Origin of the sequence: Streptomyces sp. NPDC018000, assembly GCF_044328025.1 — a bacterium.
In the GTDB taxonomy this organism is placed as follows: domain Bacteria; phylum Actinomycetota; class Actinomycetes; order Streptomycetales; family Streptomycetaceae; genus Streptomyces.
On record NZ_JBIRGM010000009.1, the window covers coordinates 58,880 to 80,914 of the forward strand.

General features: G+C 67.7%; 14 protein-coding genes. 6 read left to right on the top strand and 8 right to left on the bottom strand.

The features are described 5' to 3' along the window. Nucleotides 1–80: 80 nt before the first annotated feature. A complete protein-coding gene (locus ACH4EW_RS20180; protein WP_398258667.1) occupies nt 81–1,121 on the bottom strand; it encodes an MBL fold metallo-hydrolase in 1,041 nt (346 codons plus the stop codon). A gap of 210 nt (nt 1,122–1,331) precedes the next feature. Between ACH4EW_RS20180 and ACH4EW_RS20185 the strand changes: the two genes are divergently transcribed. Further along, nucleotides 1,332–2,795, top strand: a complete 1,464-nt coding sequence (locus tag ACH4EW_RS20185) for an aldehyde dehydrogenase (protein WP_398258669.1) — start codon at nt 1,332–1,334, stop codon at nt 2,793–2,795. Beyond that, complete coding sequence (locus tag ACH4EW_RS20190) at nt 2,795–3,028, top strand: ferredoxin (RefSeq protein WP_398258671.1); 234 nt, start codon at nt 2,795–2,797, stop codon at nt 3,026–3,028. Before ACH4EW_RS20185 ends, ACH4EW_RS20190 begins: the two co-directional genes overlap by 1 nt. Nucleotides 3,029–3,220: 192 nt before the next feature. On the opposite strand, the gene ACH4EW_RS20195 is transcribed toward ACH4EW_RS20190, so the two are convergent. Further along, entirely contained in the window at nt 3,221–6,337 is a 3,117-nt protein-coding gene (locus ACH4EW_RS20195; protein ID WP_398258673.1) for a DNRLRE domain-containing protein, read from the bottom strand. Between the two features lie 345 nt (nt 6,338–6,682). Between ACH4EW_RS20195 and ACH4EW_RS20200 the strand changes: the two genes are divergently transcribed. Further along, on the top strand, nt 6,683–12,994 hold the full coding sequence (locus ACH4EW_RS20200; protein ID WP_398258675.1) for an RHS repeat domain-containing protein: 6,312 nt from the start codon (nt 6,683–6,685) through the stop codon (nt 12,992–12,994). 211 nt (nt 12,995–13,205) lie between these two features. After that, nucleotides 13,206–13,490 carry a PH domain-containing protein gene (locus tag ACH4EW_RS20205; protein ID WP_398258884.1) on the top strand — a complete coding sequence of 95 codons (285 nt, stop codon included), beginning with the start codon at nt 13,206–13,208 and terminating at the stop codon, nt 13,488–13,490. Here the strand turns inward: ACH4EW_RS20205 and ACH4EW_RS20210 are convergent. Then, a complete protein-coding gene (locus ACH4EW_RS20210; RefSeq protein WP_398258677.1) occupies nt 13,411–13,839 on the bottom strand; it encodes an MFS transporter in 429 nt (142 codons plus the stop codon). The genes ACH4EW_RS20205 and ACH4EW_RS20210 overlap by 80 nt on opposite strands. Nucleotides 13,840–14,386: 547 nt before the next feature. Here ACH4EW_RS20210 and ACH4EW_RS20215 point away from each other — a divergent pair. Then, complete coding sequence (locus tag ACH4EW_RS20215; protein ID WP_398258679.1) at nt 14,387–15,241, top strand: 3-hydroxybutyrate dehydrogenase; 855 nt, start codon at nt 14,387–14,389, stop codon at nt 15,239–15,241. A 30-nt stretch (nt 15,242–15,271) separates the two neighbouring features. Continuing rightward, nucleotides 15,272–17,248, top strand: coding sequence for a helix-turn-helix domain-containing protein (locus tag ACH4EW_RS20220; RefSeq protein WP_398258681.1), 1,977 nt, complete (start codon nt 15,272–15,274; stop codon nt 17,246–17,248). A gap of 278 nt (nt 17,249–17,526) precedes the next feature. On the opposite strand, the gene ACH4EW_RS20225 is transcribed toward ACH4EW_RS20220, so the two are convergent. From ACH4EW_RS20225 to ACH4EW_RS20245, 5 genes are read right to left on the bottom strand one after another with little or no spacing between them, the layout of a single operon-like run. Next, entirely contained in the window at nt 17,527–18,435 is a 909-nt protein-coding gene (locus ACH4EW_RS20225; RefSeq protein ID WP_398258683.1) for an alpha/beta fold hydrolase, read from the bottom strand. After that, nucleotides 18,432–19,586, bottom strand: coding sequence for a branched-chain amino acid ABC transporter permease (locus tag ACH4EW_RS20230; protein WP_398258685.1), 1,155 nt, complete (start codon nt 19,584–19,586; stop codon nt 18,432–18,434). Before ACH4EW_RS20230 ends, ACH4EW_RS20225 begins: the two co-directional genes overlap by 4 nt. Continuing rightward, nucleotides 19,583–20,470: a branched-chain amino acid ABC transporter permease gene (locus ACH4EW_RS20235; RefSeq protein ID WP_398258687.1), complete on the bottom strand. Its 888-nt coding sequence runs from the start codon at nt 20,468–20,470 to the stop codon at nt 19,583–19,585. Before ACH4EW_RS20235 ends, ACH4EW_RS20230 begins: the two co-directional genes overlap by 4 nt. Next, nucleotides 20,470–21,246 carry an ABC transporter ATP-binding protein gene (locus tag ACH4EW_RS20240; RefSeq protein WP_398258689.1) on the bottom strand — a complete coding sequence of 259 codons (777 nt, stop codon included), beginning with the start codon at nt 21,244–21,246 and terminating at the stop codon, nt 20,470–20,472. Before ACH4EW_RS20240 ends, ACH4EW_RS20235 begins: the two co-directional genes overlap by 1 nt. After that, on the bottom strand, nt 21,243–22,034 hold the full coding sequence (locus ACH4EW_RS20245; protein WP_398258691.1) for an ABC transporter ATP-binding protein: 792 nt from the start codon (nt 22,032–22,034) through the stop codon (nt 21,243–21,245). The genes ACH4EW_RS20240 and ACH4EW_RS20245 overlap by 4 nt, the downstream gene beginning before the upstream one ends. Between the last annotated feature and the right edge of the window lies 1 nt (nt 22,035).

Here is a 22,035-nt window from a genome sequence, read left to right on the forward strand (position 1 = left end):
ACGTCACTGGCCGGGCCGGGCGGGATCGGACGGCCTCCGGGCCGGGCGGGGCGCCGACGCCTGTCCTTGGGAGCCTCCCGTCAAACTGCGACGTACGTCACAGGCTTGCTCCCCGGCACGGCCTCCGCACGCCCGAGCTTCACCAGCCGCCGCAGATGCGCCTCGGCCTCGGAGACCGCGATGTTCCGTGAGCCGTGCGGGATCTGCTCCCACGGCCGGTTCCACTCCATCCGCTCGGCCAGTTCCCACGGCGTGAGCGGTGTGGCCAGCAGTCCGAGCAGTCCGGTCAGCCGCTCCTCGTGGTGGTCCAGGAGTTCCCGAACGCGCCCCGCGGCATCCGTGAACGCGTACTGATGGGCGGGCAGCACCTCCGCGACCCCGAGCCGGCCGATGCGCTCCAGCGAGTCGAGGTAGTCGCCCAGGGGGTCGGTGACCGCCGCGTCGTCCGGGTTCTCGTACAGCCCGATGTGCGGACTGATCCCCGGCAGCAGATGATCCCCGGAGAAGAGCCGGCCCCGACCGGGCAGATTCCCCGGATGTTTCTCCTCCAGATGCAGGCAGACATGGCCGGGCGTGTGCCCCGGCGTCCAGATGGCCCGCAGCTTGCGCCCTGCCAGATCGAGGAGTTCACCGGGAACGATCTCCCGGTCCGGAAGCGCCGACCGCAGTCCGGGCAGGGTACGCATCCGGCCTCCATCGGCCGCGGCGGCCCGCAACGGCGCGAGATGCTCCTCGGGCGCACCGACCGCCGTGAGCTTCGCCGCGAGGTACGTCAGCCAGGTGCCGGGTTCCGACTGCCGGGTGCGGCGCACGATCGCGGTGTCCGCCGCATGCATGGCGATCCAGGCCCCGGACGCCTCGCGTACCTGGCCGGAGAGGCCGTGGTGGTCCGGGTGGTGGTGGGTGATGACCACGCCATGGATGTCGGCGATGTCCGTTCCGACAGCGGTGAGCCCGGCGGTGAGCGTGTCCCACGCCTCCGGATCGTCCCAGCCGGTGTCGATCAGGACAGGACCGCGATCGGTGTCGAGGACGTGCACCAGGGTGTGGCCGAGCGGATTGTCCGGGATGGGGACCTTGATGCTGTGCACGCCCCCGCCGTGGTCGGTCATCTGCGTCATGGGCTCCCCATCTCTCTCCGCGGCCTGCGGCGGTGCTGCGCCACGCCCACTGTAACGAGAACTCGTTCCAGTAGTAGCCCAAGTCGACTATCGGCTTCGGTCGATGGGGTAGTGAGGGGTGATGTCCGATGCGTGGACTCCTAGAACTGGAACTGGTATCAATTTTGACGGGCAATCAGATAACGCGCCGGTTCGCGGGAGGCAGCAGCCATGACCGAGCTTGTCGAACACGGAAAACTGTTCATCGGCGGGGAGCTGGTCGATCCGCTGGGCCAGGACTTCATCGAAGTCGTCTCGCCCCACACCGAACAGGTCATCGGCCGGGTGCCGCACGCCTGCGAGGCGGACGTGGACCGGGCCGTCGCCGCCGCGCGGCGGGCGTTCGACGAAGGGCCCTGGCCGCGGATGACCGTGGACGAGCGGATCGCGGTAGTGACCAGGATCAAGGACGCGTTCGCCGTCCGGTACGAGGAGATCGCCCGGGTCATCAGCTCGGAGAACGGCACTCCGTACACGTCCAGCGTGATGGTGCAGGCGCTCGCCGCGATGATGGTGTGGGACGCGGCGATCACCGTCGCCCGCACCTTCCCGTACGAGGAACGGCGGGACGGGGCGCTCGGGCCCCTGCTGGTGCGCCGGGAACCGGCGGGAGTGGTCGCGGCCGTGGTGCCGTGGAACGTTCCGCAGTTCACCGCCGCCGCCAAGCTCGCGCCCGCACTGCTGGCCGGCTGCTCCGCGGTCCTCAAGGTGTCGCCCGAATCCCCGCTGGACGCCTACCTCCTGGCCGAGATCGCCGCCGAGGCCGGGTTGCCGGAAGGGGTGTTGTCGATCCTTCCGGCCGACCGCGAGGTCAGCGAGTACCTGGTCGGGCATCCCGGCGTCGACAAGGTGTCGTTCACCGGCTCGGTCGCCGCCGGGCGCCGCGTGATGGAGGTCGCCTCCCGCAACCTCACCCGCGTCACACTGGAACTCGGCGGGAAGTCCGCCGCCGTGATCCTCCCGGACGCCGACCTGGACACGGCCGTCGCGGGCATCGTGCCCTTCGCCTGGATGATCAACGGCCAGGCGTGCGTCGCCCAGACCCGCATCCTCGTCCCGCGCTCCCGCTACGACGAGACGGCCGAGGCGTTCGCCGCGGCAGCGGGCGCGCTGAAGGTCGGCGACCCGCTCGACCCCGCCACCGAACTCGGCCCCCTCGTCGCGCGGCGCCAGCAGCAGCGCTCGCTCGACTACATCCGGATCGGCCAGGACGAGGGCGCCAAGATCCTCACCGGCGGCGGCCGTCCGGCGTCCCAGGAACGCGGCTGGTACGTGGAGCCGACCCTCTTCGGTGACGTCGACAACTCCATGCGGATCGCCCGCGAGGAGATCTTCGGCCCCGTCATCTGCCTCCTTCCGTACGGCGACGAGGACGAGGCGGTACGCATCGCCAACGACTCCGACTACGGCCTCAGCGGCAGCGTCTGGACCGCCGACACCGAGCGCGGCATCGACATCGCCCGCCGCGTCAGGACGGGCACGTACAGCGTGAACACCTTCAGCCTCGACATGCTCGGGCCGTTCGGCGGCTACAAGAACTCCGGCCTGGGACGGGAGTTCGGGCCCGAGGGATACGGCGAGTACTTCGAGCACAAGATGATCCACCTGCCGGCCGGCTACCAGGGCGGTGCGTGATGGGGGACCGCTGGGCCGTGGAGGTCGACCGCGGGATCTGTATCGGTTCCGGGATGTGCGTCAACCACGCCCCGGACGGCTTCGCACTGGACTCCGCCCGCCAGTCCCGCCCGTCGGCCCCGGAGACCGACGCCAACGAGCAGGTCCTCGCCGCGGCCGAGGGGTGCCCGGTCGAGGCGATCACGATCACACTGGCCGGCTCGGGGGAGGCGGTGTTCCCGCCGGAGGAGTAGAGGTCCTGCGCTCCGGCCCATCATGAGATGGGCGGCCAACCCGGCGCAGGACCCGGGCCCCTCGGGCGATGCGGAGTGAACGGGACAGGGTCCCGCGCGGTCCGGTCCGGGCGCGCCGCATCCGCCTCCCACGTGAGTGGCCCGTACCGGAAGGAAACCGGTACGGGCCACCTCGTCCACGTACTCCTGGGATCAGCTCAGTGCCTGGAAGTTCTGCCATCCCGAAGTGCCCACGGCGACTCCGCTGCCCGAGATGTTCGGATAGAAGTAGAGCTGGGCGTCGCCTCCGGTGGCCCAGATGTCAGCCTTGGTGTCGCCGTCGGCATCGGGGACAGCCGTGATCAGCGGACGGTTGGCGCGGGTCCAGCTGGACCCGATGATGACAGACGCCGGGCCGAAGCCGAGCCCTTCGCCGGAGTTCCCCGTACCTTCATAGAGGCGCAGTTCGCCGTTGGTCTTGTGGCGTGCGATCAGGTCGACGCGGCCGTTTCCGGTGCGGTCTCCTGGTGCGACAAGGTCGTAGTCGGACCACGATCCGTCGCCGATCAGGACGGGTGCCCGGCTCTGGTCGAGGTAGAAGGACTCGGAGCCGAAGTAGAGCCAGAGCCGGTTGCCTTCCTTGACCAGCAGGTCCGGGTAGCCGGGTACGTCGATGGTTCCATCGCCGTCGGTGTCCAGAGGTCCGTCGACGTCTCCGATAGCGAGGATCTGATCGGCTGCCGCAAAGTGGTTGTTGGTGTCGTCGGCGACGGGGAGTTCCTGTGCGTCGATCTGGCAGGATTGGGACTGCCCGTCCGCTTGCTCGTCACGGCTTGTGCAGGCGAAGCCCAGCCCGTTGTTGGGAAACACGTGCAGCGTTTTGCCCCCATCACCCGGCATCGCAGCGATCAGGTCTTCATAGCCATCGCCCGTCCAGTCGCCGCGATGGGTGATGCCGGCCCCGCTGAAGTCGGTGTTTCCTGCCATAGCGCCTGTTCCCACGCGGCCGTTCCCCTGCCCTGGGTAGAGCCACAGTTCGCCGTTGGTGCGCTCACCGTAGAGGTCGGCGTTGCCGTCGCCGTTGAGGTCTCCGGGCTTGTCCGGCATAGCAGGGCTGTTGGCGTAGAAGAGATACTGCGTTCTGTCGGACCGGTTCTTGGCCGCGTCGAGACTGTTGACGTACACCCTTTGCGAGCCGGCCGAAGGAGGAGTCAGGGTGATCTTGCCGTCCTTCTTCCCGTCCCCGTCCAGGTCTGCCGTGGGTATGACGGTGCGGACGGTGGGGTCCCAGTCGGTCCAGTACTCGTATGACGTCACGTCGTTGACGCCGCCGTTGCCGATGATGAACGAGCCGGGCTTTCGTGCTTCTCCTGTCTGCTCCGGCCAGCCGTCCGAGCCATCGGGGAAGTCGGTCGACTTGATGGTCGGGGGAGTGCTCGGGCGGTTGGGGTCGAAGACGAACCGGCAACCGGGCTGACCGGCGGCCGGTGTCCATGAGGACTGAGAGGTGCTGTCCTCTACCCGGGCCTTCCAGGAGAAGTTGCCGTTGGCGGTGGCGAGGTACTTCTGCAGTGTCGCTTTCGGTACCTTGAGCGGCGCGACCTTGCCGGAGGTCATCGAGACCTGGGTGCTCACGATCAGGACGCCGTTGGGGTCATCGTTGGGGTGATGGCCCGTTGCCCAGAGGTCGAACCGGGCCTTCACCGTGCCGCCGTCGGGGTCGCTGACCTTGGCGTTGAGTGTCACGTCCGTGTTACCGATGGAGACGAACGGGGCCGAGGTCAGGCAGCCGCCCGAACTGGGACTTGTGTCCAGACTGGTCGGGGCGTTGGGCACGGTGTTGTATTCGGTGGACAGCACAGCCGATTTGGCGTCGAACTTCTTCCAGCTGTACACGTCCGCTTCGTCGGTCGCCTGGAGACCGAGTGTGATGTTGGGCCACTTCTTGCTTGCGGCCTCGGTCACTCCGGAGGTCACATCGAAGGCAAGATTTCCACCCGGGCAGGACGAGCTGTAACCCTTGGCGTCGGTCACATCGTCAAGCTTTCGCTTCCAGAACGAAGTGCTGTTCTGGCTGTTCCAGTCGGTGGATGCTGAAATGGAACCGGTCAGCCATATTTCCACCTTCTTCTTGGTGCACGACCACGACCAGGAGTTCTTGGCCCTGAACGTGGACTTGATGACCTGCTTCTTCGTGTTCCAAAGGTTGTTGGTGTCCATACGGAACATGGAGCGGGCCAGCCCGTTGGTCATGTTCTCGTATCCCACACGTGCGGTGGGCGTCGTGGTCCCGTCCCAGCCCGCTCCATTGAAGTATCCGGTGGTCGGTGTCTTCTTGTAGGCGATCGTCCAGGCCTCGCGCGCCCCGGTGACGGCCGGGTCGATGTACACGGGGTACTTCGTCTCTTCGCCCGTGAGTAGAGACTGGTCCGGCGAAAGCGTCATCTGATCGCCGGCGACTCGGATGGGTATGACCGATTCGCGGGCGCCGTGACCGGGCTCGAACTCGCCGTTCGACGCCGGCCCCCCGTCGGATGGTGCGGCTGAACGGGCTGTGGCCGGAGGCGTGGCCGTACTGCTGTCCCACATGCGTGGCGCGGGGGCGACGAACACTTTCTGGTCGGCGGGATTGACGGCGGTCAGGTTGCCGTCACCGTCGGTCGTGACGTTCAGCCCGTCGGCGGAGAATCTCAGGCCGATCGACCTGAGTTCCGGATTGGCGGCCGCTTCGGCGGACTTGACGACCAAGAGCTGACTGAAACCGGAATTGTTGGCCTTGAGCTTAAGGTCCACCCCGGGCAGCACGTCGGGATAATTCGCTGTGTCTTCGGAAACCGTGGGCTTCGGTAGCTCTGTGGGCCAGTCCAAGGAAAGGCTCCGGCCGTCGCGTACCACCTTCACCAATGGACCATTGCCGCCGCCCGAGAAACTCACACCGACGTCGGTGGCCTTCGTTGCAATTCGCCCATCCGGTTCGGACAAAAGGCCGGTGTCGATATCGACCAGCTTATGGCCCTGCCGGGTCCACTGGGGCGTGGCATAACTGTCCCGAGTGAAGGTTCCGGAGGGGTTCGCGAAGACCTGCGAGGTCTCGGTCCGCTGCGAGAGGACCTCTACGGGCTCCCCGGTATCGGCCGCTCGCGCGAGCGCCTTCTCTTCCGAGTCAACAGACTTCAGAGGTCGGTCGCTGCCGAGTGGACCTCTGCCCGGTGCTGCTGCGGCCGCCTCCGCATGTTGCGGAAGGGAAAGAGCAATCGCCAACGCAAGCACCATCGAAGCAGTTACGTTTTTTGTCTTTATTTGTCCAGATTTTTCCATGACATTTCTCATTACGAGAAGCCCCCTCCTGGTCTGATCGAGATGCACCTTAGGCCGTGTTGGAAGCGTGAGGAATGTGATTCAGGCGCTACGTCGCCAACACTCATCCGACCTGAGGGAAGATGGCCCAAATTGATTTATGCAAACCGTGAAATTTCACCCAAAATGGCAGCAAGGTTGCTCCATTTTGGATTTTGATTTCGGCTTGTAATTGAGAATGAACTGCCAGTTTTAAATGTGGAGAGTGTGAAGCCCCTGCTACCTTCCGTTCCTGACTGTGATCTTTCTGTCCACCGGTGGGGAGCTTGGGGCATGGTGTGGGGCGGGCGCGTCTGCGCTGGACGTACAGCACGGCGGGTGCAGTTGATCGCTGTGGCCCTGACTGCGTTTCTGTTCGCAGGTTTGCTCGCCGGCCCCGTCGTGGCCGCGGCGGAGCTGAATCTGCTGAAGCTCAAGAAACCGGATCCCGTCCCGACCTCGCTGGCAGAGAAGCGTTCATTCGCCAAGCCGGATCAGACGATCAAGCACTCCTGGAAACAGCCACAGGTGAGTTGGCCTCAGCCGGGCTCCGTCATATCCGCCGTCCCCGACCTGGGCTCCCGCAAAGCAGGCGCACTGCCCGTCCACATAGGCCGACCAGCAGACACTGACGGCGTGGGCCCAGTCGGTCGCGCCATGAACGGCAAGGGCCCCAAGTCCGCCCTTCGCGCGTCCGGCCCGGACCGAGTGCAAGTCCAGGTGCTCGACCGCACGACGACCGAGAAGCTCGGCGTCGAAGGGGTCCTGCTCGCTGTCCGCCCGACAGAAGGCGCTTCGGGCTCCGTGAACGTGAAGCTCGACTACTCCGGCTTCCGCCGTGCCTACGGCGGCGACTGGGCCTCTCGCCTGACCCTGCGCACGGTTCCGGCCTGTGCGCTCACGACTCCGGCCGCCAAGAGCTGCAAGGTTGGCGGCGGCGCACTGCCAACGACCAATGACGTCAAGGCGGGTTCCCTCACCACCGAAGTCCCTCTCCCCGCACCGGCTCCGTCGCTCGGGTCCGCTGACCAGAGCGACGCGCCGGTCCGCCAGACCTCGCGCCAAGCGTCGACCGTTGCCGAGGGAACCGTGCTGTTGGCTGCCACCGCCGCGGAATCGGGCCCTTCCGGGAACTTCAAGGCGACTTCCCTCGCCCCGTCCGCCTCATGGGCCGCCGGTGGCTCGAACGGCGCCTTCTCGTGGAACTATCCGATCGATGTGCCGGAGGTCCCGGGCGGGGCGGCTCCTGACCTGAAGCTCGGATACTCCTCGCAGTCGATCGACGGACGCACCGCCGCCACGAACAACCAGGCGAACGGCATCGGTGACGGCTGGTCGATGGAGCCGGGATACATCGAGCGCCAGTACATTTCGTGCGCCGATGACACCGCCAACAGCAACACCACCGCCAAAGTAGGTGACCTGTGCTGGAAGACGGACAACGCGGTCATCAACCTCGGCGGACAGACCAACACCCTGGTCAAGGACTCGACTTCGGGTGAGTGGCACCTGGAGAGCGACGACGGCACGAAGATTGTCAAGCTCAAGAACACCGCCCTCGCCAACGGCGACGACGACGGTGAGTACTGGCAGGTGACCACCCCGGACGGCACTCGCTACTACTTCGGCCAGAACAGGCCCGACGGCTGGGCCGCAGGCAAGGACGAGACCAACTCAACCTGGACCGTGCCCGTCTTCGGCAACCAGGCCAACGAGCCCTGTCATGCCGAGGCTTTCAAGGACTCCTGGTGTCAGCAGGCGTGGCGCTGGAACCTCGATGTGGTCATCGACACGCACGACGACGCGATGGTCTACTACTGGGACAAGGAGTCCAACTACTACGGCCGGAACGTGAACCCCACGACGGGCGCTTCCACCGCCACCCCGTACGACCGCGGCGGATACCTCAACCGCATCGAGTACGGGCTGCGTTCCAACACCATGTACTCGGCCAAGGCGGCGGCCAAGGTCGACTTCACCTACTCCGAGCGCTGCCTCAGCGACTGCGGCACGTTCGACAAGACGCATGCGAAGAACTGGCCGGACGTGCCGTTCGACCGTTATTGCGCTTCGGGTACGGAGTGCAAGGACCGCTACTCGCCGTCCTTCTGGAGCCGGAAGCGCCTGATGGCGATCGCCACATCGGCCCTGACCGGCGGCACGCACAAGCCGGTCGACACCTGGAAGCTGGACCACTCCTTCCCCGCCACCGGCGACGGCAGCGACCCGGCCCTGTGGCTGACCTCCATCACTCGCACCGGGCACACCGGAACCGGTGACGTCACCCTGCCGGCCGTGAACTTCAAGGGCCTCACCCTCCCCAACCGGGTCGAGGGCGCCACCACCGGTGGCAAGCCCGACCCCGTACCCCCGCTGTGGCGCTACCGCATCTACGGCATCGACACCGAGAGCGGCGGAACCCTCGGCATCACCTACTCACCGACGGACTGCAAAGCGGGCAGCGTGCCCACTCCGGAATCCAACACCCGGCGCTGCTACCCGGTGAAGTGGTCGCCGCCGGATGCTCCGGGTGCGGAGTACGAGCCGTACCTCGACTGGTTCCACTCCTATGTGGTCACACAGATCCTGGAGAACCCGAACACCAACGGCGCCGTCGCCAAGCAGACGGATTACTCGTACCTGGACGGCATGGCCTGGACCAAGTCCAAGGATGACGAGTTCACCAACGCCAAGCACCTCACCTACAGCGACCGCAAGGGTTACGGCCGCGTGCAGGTACGCACCGGAGCCGCACCCGACAAGCGCACCCTGCAGGAGTACCGCTACTTCCGCGGGATCGATGGCGCCTCGGTCAAGGACAATGAAGGCATCGCGGTCACCGACAAGGAGCCCTTCGCCGGCATGACCCGCGAACTGGCGGTGTACAACGGTGATGGCGGCAAGCTGGAGTCCACCACCAGTTACGAACCCTGGCTGTCCGCCGCCACCGCTATCGAGAAGCGGCCGGAGAACCTTCCTGACCGCAAGGCGTATGCCACCGGCGGCAAGAGCGAGCAGCACAGGACAGCCGTAGGAGCAGGCTGGCGGACTACCAGGACCGAGCGGACCTTCGACCCCATCGGCCAGGTCCTGACCGAGTCCGCTCTCGGCGACACCGCCAAGAGCGGCGACGAGGAATGCACCACCACCACCTACGCCCGCAACACAACCAAGAACATTCTCAACCTGGTCGCCGAGTCCAAGACCGTGGCCAAGGCGTGCGGCACAACCCCGGCCCTGCCCGCCGACCTGATATCGACGGAGCGTCATTACTACGACAACGCGACCAGCCTGACCGCCGAACCGGTCAAGGGAGACGTAACGCGGCTGGACGAGCAGGACGACAAGGGCACCGGCTACCTCACCACCGCCACCCACACCTACGACCAGCACGGTCGTGAGAAGACCTCGACCGACGCACTCCAGAAGACGACGAAGACCGACTACGTCCCGACCGCCGTCGAAGCTCCGACATCGGTCACGGTGACCAACCCGCTCGGCCACGGCACCACCACGACCTATGAGCCCGCACGCGGTGTGGCCATCGCCGAGGTCGACCCCAACAACAAGCGCACCGACGCCGTGTACGACGGCCTCGGACGAATGCTGAAGGTGTGGCAGCCCGGCTGGGCGAAGGCGGACCACCCGGACAAGCCGTCGGCCGAGTACGGCTACACCATCTCCAAGACAGCGGACAACGCCGTCACCAGCAAGACGCTGAAGCAGAACGGCGACTACCGCACCACCTATAGCCTGTACGACAGACTCCTGCGTGAACGGCAGACCCAGGCCCCGGCCACGGGCACCCAGAACCGCATCATGACCGAGACCATGTACGACACCCGTGGCTGGGCCTGGCAGAAGTACGCCCCCTACTACGCCGACGGTCTGCCCGAGGCCAAGCTGGCGACCGCCGCCGTCAATACCGTCCCCACTGCCACCCAGAACCTCTACGACGGAACCGGCCGGATCACCGACGCACTGTCCGTCAAGTTCGGCGACGAACAGTGGCGCACCAGCACGGTGTACGAAGGCGACCGCACCACGGTCATCCCGCCGAAGGGCGGCACGGCCACGACCACCGTGACCGACGCCCGCGGTCGTACCACCGAACTGCTCCAGTACACCGACGCCGCACGCACCGCCTCGCAGACCACCACCTACGGCTACGGCAAGTACGACGAGCCCACCACCGTCACCGACCCGGACGGCAACACCTGGCGCAATACCTTCGACAGCCGCGGCCAGAAGACGGTCGTCGACGACCCCGATGCCGGTGTCACGCACACCGATTACGACAAGCTCGGCAGGGCGACCGCGGTCACCGATGCCCTCAACACCACACTGACCACGGAGTACGACGAGCTCGGACGCAAGACGAAGGTCAAACAGGGCGACTCCGCGCTGGCCTCCTGGACCTACGACACCCTCGCCAAGGGCCGGCTGACCAGCAGCACCCGCTATGTCGACGGCGCCGCCCACACCGAGGCCACCGACGCATTCGACGACCGCTACCAGCCCACCTCCACCACCGTCACCATCCCGTCACAGGCCGGTGGTCTCGCGGGCACCTATACCTGGAACTACGGCTACAAGGCCGAGACCGGCGCCCTGCTCTGGACACTCAACCCGGCAGTCGGCAACGTTCCTTCGGAGCGGGTCATCACCAACTACAACAGTGACGACCAGGCGTTCCGGACCAGCGGGCAGATCGGCGCCCTGGTCGGCAACACCCTGTACGACGTGTTCAGCCGCCCAACCCGTCTGGAATACGGTGCAGCCCTGGGCAAGAAGGTCTACAAGTCCCTCGTCTACGACGAGCACACCGGCCGCCTGGTGCAACAGACCACCGACCGCGACCTGGCACCGCAACGCGTGGACGACAGCACCTACGCGTACGACCCGGCCGGGAACGTCACGGGAGTCACGACCGCCAGCGGCCAGGACACCCAGAAATCGGTGGACACCCAGTGCTTCACCACCGACCCTCTGGGCCGGCTCACCGAGGCGTGGACCGCGAAGGCCGGCTGTGATCACACAACCGGGCCGACCACCGACACCGTAGGCGGTCCCGACGCGTACTGGCAGAGCTACGGCTACGACAAGCTCGGGAACCGCACGAGCCAGACCGACCACGCCACCACCACTACCGGTACGGACGTCACCACCGACTACACCCACCCCGCTCCCGGCTCCAAGCGCCCCCACGCGGTCCAGCAGACCAAGGTCACCGGTGGCCCCGACAACGGCCGGACCACCAGCTTCGAGTACGACGACAACGGCAACACCACCAAGCGCACCACCGGCTCAAACGTCCAGGACCTGATCTGGGACACCGAAGGCCACCTCGCCACCTTCACCGAGGCCGGAAAGACCAGCAGCTACGTCTACGACGCCGACGGCAACCGACTCATCGCCAAGAACGCCGACGGCTCCAGCACCCTCACCCTGCCCCAAGGCAACGAACTCACCATCGCCGCCAACGGCGCCAAGACCGGCACGCGTTACTACACGCACAACGGCGAAACCGTAGCCGTCCGCACGGGTGCGACCACCTCGTACCTCATCAGTGACCATCAGGGCACGGCGATGACCGCCATCACGGTCGGAACTCTCGCCCTCACCCGCCGCAAGCAACTTCCCTTCGGTCAACTCCGCAGCACGCAGTCGACAGCCTTTGGCACCCGAGGCTTTGTCGGCGGCATCAACGACCCCACCGGTCTCACGCACCTCGGCGCCCGCGAATACGACCCCGTCCTCGGCCGTTTCCTCTCCGTCGACCCGGTCATCGACATCAACGACCCGGCGCAGATGAACGCCTACAGCTACGCCCACAACAACCCCCTCACCAAGTCCGACCCCGACGGCCTCCGCCCCGACGGCCCGGCCGGCGGCGCCTCATACAACGACGACGCCTGGGCGCGCGACCGCGGCATGAACGCCGGCTACACCTTGAAGGGCGGCAAATGGGTCTGGCACCAGACACCGAAGAAGGACCCGGAGTCTCAGTTCCTTTATGCTGCGTACCGCCAGAACACCAGCGGCTACCTGATCAATGACTACTACGCGAAGCAACGGGCGGACAAGGCGGCGCAGTATCGGGCGCAGGCCAAGCTTGCCGAGCAGCGACGTAAAGCTGAACAGCAGCGCAAACAGAACGGCATCTGGGGCAGCATCAAGAGCGGCCTCGGCAAGGCCTGGGATGCCAGCGGCGGCAAGGTGGTTAGTGCGGCCCACAACTTCATACAGGATCACAGCACGGCGTTGGGCTGGATCGGGGTTGGGCTAGGCGTAGTTGCAATGTTCAGCCCGGTGGGCTGGATAACCACAGGGGCGATGCTGGCCGGGTTTGCCGTGGCTGGGGCAACTACAGCAGATGCGTGCGCGTCGAAACAATGGGGTAGCTGTGCCGTTGGCGTGCTCAGCCTCGTCGGAGCAGGCGCCGCTGTTAGGTTGGGAAAGGCAGCTAAGGAGGCGGCGGAGCTGGCAAATTCTCCAGGGGTGCCCTTCAAGCAGCAAATTATACATGCAGCGATATCAGGTGCAGCTCGAGGTGCAGCTCGAATGAGTGATGGGGCCTCCATAAGCTTGACTGGGATTGCCACTATTGCCGGAGGCAGCTTGAATGAGCGTAGCCATCCCAGCCGATGACCTCGATTAAAATGCGCAGCTGGGTTTGGGTTAGGAGTCAGTCGTGACTGAAGTTTGGATTGCTCTGGATACTGCAGAGCGGCGCAAGAATTGGAGGGTATCTGGGTGTTTCACCGTCATTTGCACCGGGATGGTTGTTGCAGTGACGCTCTCCGAGGGGCCCGGCTCACTCTGGTGGGGAGTCGCGATTTCCTGTACGTGGCTTGTCTCGATGACCTACATAATCGGCCGGGGGTATGGCCGAGCGCTGCTCACTCCTGATGGAATCTTCTTCAAGGGCCCATTCCGGAGGAAGTCGATTCCGTGGGCGGAAATTACTGAAATTGAGAAGCGGCATCATACTGCACGAAGTAGTGAGTGGTGGGATCTGCGTCTCGTGCGTGCGAATGGACGAGACTTGGCAGTTCCGGGCGCATTCACGAGCAATCGATATGACCATAAATTCGAAGCGAAATTAGCCTTGCTGCGTGAGTACTGGCAGCGGGCCGCGAGGTGACGGGTTTCGTTCTGGCCTGAGCCTGGATCAAGACCAGATCAAGACCTGCGACTGTCGTTTTGCATCCAGCTATCAGCACCTGGCCGATCACGATGCTGGCACGCCTGCCGATTCGGTCAGCGATGACTCCCGCCGGTAACTCCGCAAGTCCGCTGACCAGGTAGAGCAGTGTCTGAAGGAGGGTCACTTGCCCGGCGGAGAAGCCTCGCTGCTGAAGGAAGAGGACGAATACGCCACGCTGGAACAGCGAGTTGGCGAGCACGGCGTATACGTAGAACGGGCGTGTGACGCTTCGTGCTGCATCGTCGACTGCAGCCGACCCGCCAAGGGCCTCTGTGGTGCCGGTCATGCTGCGGGCTCCCCCTGGTGACTCCGGTGATCATTGGTGTTGGGCCTCCGCCGTCGACCGGAACCTCCAGTCCGTACTTCGCGCAGGGCATTGGGCCGACCCTCCGGGAACCGTTGCCAGCGCCGCGGCCATCCTCGGTGGAGGTGCCAAGTGCTGGAACCGGTAGCGTGCATCTCCTGGAAACGGTTGCGCACATTTTGGAGCCAGCGTGGGCGTGAGGTCAGGGAAATTCCGGATCTCGTCACTTGGTTCCCGGGAGGACGGCCGTGGGCGGCGACTGCGTCCTGTGAGGGTACCGGCGCCTGGTCGGCTCGCACGCGAGTTCTGTGACCGCCTGGAATCAGGATTTCCGCCGTCCTGAAGCGGACGAAACGCTCAGCTTGGCGTTTAACCTCGCAGGTCGAGCTCGGCGTTGAGAAGCTGGACCCGGGCACACTGACGGCCCGGGACCGGCCCCGCACCATGTACGTCGCCACCATGCCGACGTACTACGGTGTGTGCACCGGCCCCGTGTGACGTGGGCTTCGGTCTCCTTACGGTGACGACCATGGAGACTCCTCAGAGCCCGGACCACGGGCCCGCCGCGCATTCTGCCCCGCCCACCGTCCCGCCCAACACTCCGCCGTCCGCCGCCGCGGACACGCCGCCGCCCGCAGACCGGCTCCTCGCCGGGCGCACCGCCCTGGTGACCGGTGCCGCGAGCGGTATCGGGCGGGCCTGTGCGCAGGCCCTGGCCGCCGCGGGCGCCCATGTTCATGTGGTGGACAAGGCCGCCGACGCCGCCAAGAGCCTGGCGGAGGAGATCGGCGGGACGGCGTGGGTGGTCGACCTCTCCGTCCCCGACGAGGTGGACACGCTGCCCGCCGACGTGGACGTCGTGGTCAACAACGCCGGGCTCCAGCATGTCGCCCCCGTGCACGAATTCCCGCCGGACCGATTCGCGCTGATCCAGCGCGTCATGGTGGAAGCGCCGTTCCGCATCTTGCGCCGGACCCTGCCGGGCATGTACGAACGCGGCTGGGGGCGCGTGGTCAACATCTCGTCCGTGCACGGCCTGCGGGCCAGCCCCTACAAGTCGGCCTATGTGATGGCGAAGCACGCACTGGAGGGACTCAGCAAGGTGGTCGCGCTCGAAGCGGCGGAGCACGGGGTGACGAGCAACTGTGTCAGCCCCGGGTACGTGCGCACCCCCCTGGTCGAGAACCAGATCGCGGCCCAGGCCCGTGCGCACGGCATCTCCGAGGAGGAGGTGGTGGGGCGGGTCATGCTGGAACGCAGCGCGATCAAGCGCCTGATCGAACCCGACGATGTCGCCGAGGCCGTGCTGTGGCTCTGTGGGCCGCGTACGGTGCACGTCACCGGCATCTCGCTCTCCATGGACGGCGGCTGGACCGCCAACTGACCCCCCGTCCCCTACGAACGATGGCCGCCCATGTCTGAACCGTCCGCCTCCGCCGCGCCCCATCTGCGGCGCCTGTTCGACCTGCTGGCCGACGACGCCCCCGCCGAGGCGCTGGGTGCCGTCTCCTCGCAGGCGCGGGCCGCCGGTGTGCCCACGGGCGATCTGGCGGAGGTGGAGCGGGCCACCGCCACCGCTCTGCGGATCAGGGGCGCCCTGCGGCAGCACCGGCGCCGCGAGCTCCAGCTCACCGCGCTCTTCGACACCGCGGGCGATCTGGCCGCGTCCCGCGACCTGGACGACGTGCTGAAGGCGATCGTGCGCAGGGCCAGGATGCTGCTCGGCACGGACACGGCGTATCTCACGCTTCCCGACGAGGAGGCGGGGGACACCTATATGCGGGTCACCGACGGGTCGGTGTCGGTGCTCTTCCAGCGACTGCGGCTGGAGCTCGGCCACGGGCTCGGCGGTCTGGTGGCGCAGACCGCGAGCCCGTACGCGACCCCCGACTACCGCACCGACGACCGCTTCCATCACACCCGCAACATCAACGCCGGGGTGCTGGACGAGGGGCTCGTCGCCATCCTGGGCGTGCCCCTGCTTCTCGGCTCCAGCCGCGGCGGTACGGGAAAGGTCATCGGCGTGCTCTTCGCAGCCGACCGTGCGCCCCGCGTCTTCAGCCCCGACGAGGTCGCCCTGCTGTGCTCGCTCGCCGCACACGCCGCCATCGCCATCGACACCGCCCGCGCGCTCGCCGACACCCGGTCCGCACTGGATGAACTGGCTGAGACGAACGCCGAGTTGGCCGAGGCCAATGCGGCCGTACGGGCCCACTCGGCGGCCATGCGGCGGGCCGAGGACTCCCATGACCGGCTGACCGATCTGGTCCTGCGCGGCCGTGACGTCCAGGATGTCGCCGCGGCGGTCGCGGGGCTGCTGGACTCCCCGCTCACCATTCATGACCCCGGCGGACGGCCCCTGGCGGCGGTCCGGCCCGACGGTGCGGGCTTCGCCGCCGACAGCATGGACGCCGGCTGGCTGGCCGAAACCGCCGAGGAGTCCCGTACCGGTGCCCGCGCCGTGCACCGCGACGGCCGGTGGATCTGCGCCGTCCTCGCCGGACAGGAAATCCTGGCCCATCTGGTTCTGCACCGGCGCCAACAGCTCGACGACTCCGACCGACGGCTGTTCGAGCGGGCCTCGGTGGTCACCGGACTGCTTCTGCTGCTGCGGCGCACGGTCGCCGAGACCGAGAACCGGATCCGCGGAGAGCTGATCACCGATCTGCTGACCGAAGCGGACCGCGACCCGGCCGGACTCGCCGAACGCGGCCGGCGCCTCGGTATCGACCTCGACCGCCCGCATCTGCTGCTGGTGGCCGAGGGCGGAGCCCGGGAGAGGCTGGCCCCTGCCGTGATGCGCTATCTGTTCGGCGGGGACATCCATGGGGTGAGCGCCGAACACGCGGGGAACGTGGTGCTGTTGATAGAAGCCGACGACCCCGCACAGGCCGCCGGTGACGCGGCACGCGCGGCGGCGGCCCAGCTCGGACAGCTGACCCAGGCCCCCGTCACCGTCGCCGCCACCGGGCCGGCACGCGGCGCCCGGGAGCTGGCCTCCGCATACGGGGAGGCCGCCCGCTGCCTGCGTGCCATGCGGGTCCTGGGGCGTACGGGGGAAGGCGCGTGCGTCGAGGAACTCGGTTTCCTCGGCGTGGTGTTGGGCAATGCCCAGGACGTCGACGGCTTCGTCACGGCGACGCTGGGACCGCTGCTGGAGTACGACGCACAGCGCGGCACGCATCTTGTGCGCACGCTCGGTGCCTATTTCGGGTCCGGGGGAAGTCTCATCCGCGCCAAGGACGAACTCCACGTGCACGTCAACACGGTGGTGCAGCGGCTGGACCGGGTTCAGGTGCTGCTGGGGCGGGACTGGAACGAGCCCGGGCGGGCGTTGGAGCTGCAACTTGCCTTGCGGCTGCATTTGTTGGCGGGCGGCCGGGAGCGGTAGGGGCCGTCCGGCCGCCCGGAGTGTGTTCTGGTGGCTCCGTCCTCAAGCGCCGGACGGGCTGATCAATGACCTCAAGCGCCGGACGGGCTGATCAATGACCTCAAGCGCCGGACGGCGTAGGGGCGCCTGAGAGCCTGTCGGGCGACCTCTGATCGGGCGCCCACGGCATGGCACGCACGCTTCCGGCGTTGCCGAAATGGCCTAGTAGCTCCGCTACAAGGCCATCCCGGCGCCTTGGAATCGCACGCACCATGCCGCGTTCGCTCTCCGATCGAAGGTCACCCGACAGGCTCTGATGCGCTCGGGGCTCCGGACATGGTCAGCAAGTGGTGTGCGATCTCCCTGCCGCCCGCGTCTCCCGTCAGCAGCGTGTAGTGGTTGACGTCCCGTACAGGCACCGGTGTCACCCCTGTGCCCTCGAGGCCGGCCGTTGCCAGACGGGTCTCGTCGTACAGGCCCTGCTCCTCGTTCATCAGGCCCCGCTGCGCCCACAGCAGCGTCGCCGGAGCCGGCAGCTTCCGTACCGCCGTCAGCACCTCCTCGTCGAAGAGGCCGATGCCGTCGGCGCGTACCGCCTCGATCCGGCAGGTGGAGTGCATGGCGGGTTCGTCCCCGGTCAGGTCGCGCTGGATGTACGCATCCACCTCGGCCGACCACGCACCCGCGAACGCCGGGTGTGCCTGCCAGAAGGAGCGGTAGGCGGCCCGGTCGGGGAAGGTCATCGACAGCCGGTCCATGGCCGGGCCGATCACGGCGGTCATCAGCTCGTCCGGGGCGAGATGGGTCGGGGCGGGGAAGCCGATGCCGCCGTCGACCAGCAGCAGCGGCCCGAACCGTTCCGGGTGGCGTACGGCGGCCAGCGCCGTCACGAACGCGCCCATCGAATGGCCGGCCAGCACTACCCGGTCCAGGCCCAGGGCCTCGGTCAGGGCGGCGATGTCATCAGCGTGTGCGGCGATCCCGTACGGCCCCGGCAGGGCCGAACTCCCGGCCCGGCCACGCAGATCCGGGGCGATCAGGGTGATGCGGCCGTCCAGCAGCCTCGCCACCGGGCCCCAGGACAGCGCGTTGGCCGTGATGCCGTGCAGGGCGACGACGACCGGTGCGTCCGGCTCGCGGGCCGGCCACCTCAGTACCGCCAACTCGCCCCCGGTCACGGGGACCTGAATCTCTTCGTACGGAATCACGGGCGTCCGTTCTCCTTCCGGGCCTTCTCGGCCGGGAGTGTTTCGGTGGTGGCGGGTCCGCGGCGCACCGCGGCCAGCCGGGACGGCAGCCGGGCCAGGCCGCCCGGCAGCAGGTGTACCACGGCCACGAACAGCACACCGAGCAGGAACAGCGGCTGGGAGAGCGGCACCCGCAGCACCGCGGGCAGATCGGCGACCGCGCCCGACCCGGCCAGATCGCCGAGCCGGTGATCGGCCCAGGTGTAGAGGATGCCGCCGACCATCGGACCCCAGCGGGTGCCCGATCCGCCGAGCACCACCATCACCAGCAGGGAGAGGGTGAAGTCGGAGGTGGTCGTCTGGGGGGTCGAGCCGCCGGTGAGCAGCAGGTGGACCAGGCCGCCCAGGGCGGCCAGCGCTCCCGCCAGGACGAAGGCCGTCAGCTTGAAGCCGTACGGCTTCAACCCCAGTACCTCCACCCGGCGTTCGTTCTCCTTGATGCCCTCCCAGACCCGTCCGGTGGGGGAGCGGACCGCCCAGTGGACGACGGCGAGGGTGAGGACCAGATAGGCCAGCGCCAGCCAGTAGAGGTTCGCTGTGTTCTCGATGCCCACGAGCGCGGACGGCAGCAGATCGGCGGGGGCGGCCCGGCCCTCCTCGCCGCCGGTGAAACCACCGGGGTTGCGGGAGACCAGGATCGAGCCCGCCTGGGCGAAGGCCAGCGTCACCATGGAGAAGCCGACGCCGGTGACCCGCAGGCTCACCGACCCCAGGACCAGCGCGAGCGCGATCCCGGAGCAGAGGCCGAGCAGCGCGGAAACGGAGAACGGGAGGCCCGCCTCCAGCAGGAACATGTTGGTGGCGTAGCTGCCCGCGGCGAAGTAGAGCGCATGCCCGAAGGAGAGCAGCCCGGTGCGGCCGAGCAGCAGGTCGTAACCGGTCGCCAGAGCGCCGAACAGCAGGCAGGTGGCGAGCAGTTGGAGACTTCCCGGGCTGCCGAGCGGGCCGTCCAGGAGTCCGGGCAGCGGCAGTGCGCTGTACGGGGCGACGAAGAGCAGCAGCAGTGCGGCGGCGGGCCACCAGCGGCGCAGCAGCCGGGCGGTGTTCCCGGGGGCCGGTGCGACCGTGTGTCTTTCGCCGGTGCGGTCGTGTGTCTCGGTGACGGTGCTCACGCGAGCCTCCCGGTCAGTCCGCGCGGCCGTACGAGCAGCAGCGCGGCGAGCAGGACGACGACGGCCAGGTCGCCGAGGCCTGCTGCGGTGTAGTAGTTGGCGAACTGCTGGACCAGGCCGATGACGACGGACGCCACGGCGGCTCCGGTCACCGAGCCCATGCCTCCGGTGACCACCACGACGAACGCGAAGATCAGCAGCGAGGTGCCCTGGCGGGGATCGACCGAGCCGAAGTACAGGCCGCCGAGCGCCCCGCCGAGAGCGGCGGCGCAGCCGCCGATCGCGAAGACGAGCGTGAATGCCTTCCGCACATCGATACCCAGGGCGGTGACCATCGCCCGGTCCTCGACCCCGGCCCGTACGACCAGACCGTGCCGGGTGCGGCCGAGGAAGAGCCGCAGTGCGACGAGGACCACGACCGCCGCCGCGACCAGTACCAGTCGGTTGACCGGTACCTGGGCGCCGAGCAGCCCGAAGGTGCCGGACAGCGCCTTCGGCCCCGGGAAGGTCAGGGCGTCCGAGCCCCAGATGCCTGACAGCAGCGCCGGGACGGCGAGCCCCACCCCGACGGTGGCGAGCACCTGCTCGCGCGGCCGGGTGTAGAGCGGGCGGACGATGGCGAGTTCCAGCAGTACGGCGGCCGCGGTGCCCACCGCCGTACCGAACAGGACCGCGAGGACGAAGCCCGCTCCCTCCGGGCCGGCGCCGGGCAGATTGCCGGACGCCGCCCACCAGGTGCCGTACGCGCCGATGGAGAGCAGCGCCCCGTGCGCGAAGTTGAGCACATCCATCAGGCCGAAGATCAGTGAGAGTCCTGATGCGATCAGGAAGTAGAGCGCTCCCAGACCGAGTCCGGTCATGGTGAGCAGAACGACGGTGGACATCAGGAATCCGCCTCCACGGCCGAAGAAGGTGCTGCCGAAGAAGAGTGCGGCGTGGCCGCCGTTGCCGGGCCGTGTCCCACGCCCAGCAGACGTCGTGCTGCCTCCGCATCGCCCAGCAGCTCGGCGGCCGGTCCCTGATGGGCGGTCCGGCCGTCGGCGAGCACCGCACAGTGCTCGGCCAGACGCCGCACGACGGCGAGGTTCTGCTCCACGAGCAGCACCGGCACCGCCTCGGCGGCCCGCTCCAGCACCTGGGCGACCTCGGTGACCACCTTGGGCGCCAGGCCCTTGGTGGGTTCGTCGGCGATGATCAGACGGTTGCCGTTGAGCAGGGTGCGTCCGATGGCCACCATCTGCTGCTGCCCACCGGACAGCGTCCCGGCCAACTGCTTCTCCCGGCGCTTCAGTTCGGGGAAGAGTTCATGGACGAGCGGGTACGCGGGCTCACCCGCGCCGCGCCGCTCGGCCAGACGCAGATTCTCCGCCACGGTCAGTCCGGCGAAGATGCCCCGGTCCTCGGGGGCGTAACCGATGCCCAGCCGCACCACGGTGTGGGTGGGCATCGACACGGTCTCCTCGCCGTCCAGCCGCACGCTGCCGGTGCGCGGGACGAGGCCGAGGACGCCGCGAACGGTCGTGGTCTTCCCGGCGCCGTTGCGGCCGAGGAGCGCGGTCACCCCGTGCCGGGCGACGTCCAGGTCGACGCCGTGCAGGATGTGCCGGCCGCCGATCAGGACCCGCAGATCCCGTACGGCGAGCAGGGTCTCTGTCGTCACAGTCCCTCCCCGAGGTAGGCCTGCTGAACGGTCGGGTCGGCGGTCACGGCCTCGGGGGTGTCCAGCGCCAGCAGCCTTCCGTGGTGCATCACGGCGAGCCGGTCGGCCAGGCCCAGCAGGACGTCCATGTGGTGCTCGACCATCAGGACGGTGCGGCCCTCGTCCCGGTGCAGGGTGCGGATCAGTTCGGTCAGCGCGGGGACCTCCTCCGCGCTCACCCCGGCCATCGGCTCGTCGAGCAGCATCAGCCGCGGCTCGCCCACCAGCAGCACCGCCAGCTCCAGCTTCCGCTTCTCGCCGTGCGACAGCTCGGACGCCATCGCCTGTGCCCGGTGGCCGAGGCCGGTGCGTTCCAGTACGCCGTTCACCTCGGCGGTGTACGGACGGGCGCGCCGCCACAGCCGGTGCGAGCCGCCGCCAGCCGCCTGAGCGGCCAGCCTGACGTGGTCGGCCACGCTCATCCCGGGCCAGAGGCTGGACGTCTGGAACGTGCGGCCGATGCCGCGCCTCGCCCGTGCGTGCGCCGGGCTGTCCGTCATGTCCGTACCGTCCAGCGCGATCGTGCCCGACGTGGCCATGGTCAGCCCGCTGATCAGGTTGAACAGTGAGGTCTTGCCGGCTCCGTTGGGGCCGATGAAGGCGAGGAACTCGCCCTCGTGGACGCTCAGCGTGACGTCTTCGACGATCGTCGCCCCGCCGACGCCCCAGCCGAGCCCGTCCAGTTGAAGCACCGGGGCGGCGGGCGGTGCCCCGCCCGGGCGCTCAGCGGTGGTGTCCGGTACAGCCATC

Coding starts and splice junctions, on each gene's coding strand:
- ACH4EW_RS20180 (WP_398258667.1), bottom strand. CDS start 1,121: ATGACGCAGATGACCGACCACGGCGGGGGCGTGCACAGCATCAAGGTC.
- ACH4EW_RS20185 (WP_398258669.1), top strand. CDS start 1,332: ATGACCGAGCTTGTCGAACACGGAAAACTGTTCATCGGCGGGGAGCTG.
- ACH4EW_RS20190 (WP_398258671.1), top strand. CDS start 2,795: ATGGGGGACCGCTGGGCCGTGGAGGTCGACCGCGGGATCTGTATCGGT.
- ACH4EW_RS20195 (WP_398258673.1), bottom strand. CDS start 6,337: ATGAGAAATGTCATGGAAAAATCTGGACAAATAAAGACAAAAAACGTA.
- ACH4EW_RS20205 (WP_398258884.1), top strand. CDS start 13,206: ATGACCTACATAATCGGCCGGGGGTATGGCCGAGCGCTGCTCACTCCT.
- ACH4EW_RS20210 (WP_398258677.1), bottom strand. CDS start 13,839: ATGACCGGCACCACAGAGGCCCTTGGCGGGTCGGCTGCAGTCGACGAT.
- ACH4EW_RS20215 (WP_398258679.1), top strand. CDS start 14,387: ATGGAGACTCCTCAGAGCCCGGACCACGGGCCCGCCGCGCATTCTGCC.
- ACH4EW_RS20220 (WP_398258681.1), top strand. CDS start 15,272: ATGTCTGAACCGTCCGCCTCCGCCGCGCCCCATCTGCGGCGCCTGTTC.
- ACH4EW_RS20235 (WP_398258687.1), bottom strand. CDS start 20,470: ATGTCCACCGTCGTTCTGCTCACCATGACCGGACTCGGTCTGGGAGCG.
- ACH4EW_RS20245 (WP_398258691.1), bottom strand. CDS start 22,034: ATGGCTGTACCGGACACCACCGCTGAGCGCCCGGGCGGGGCACCGCCC.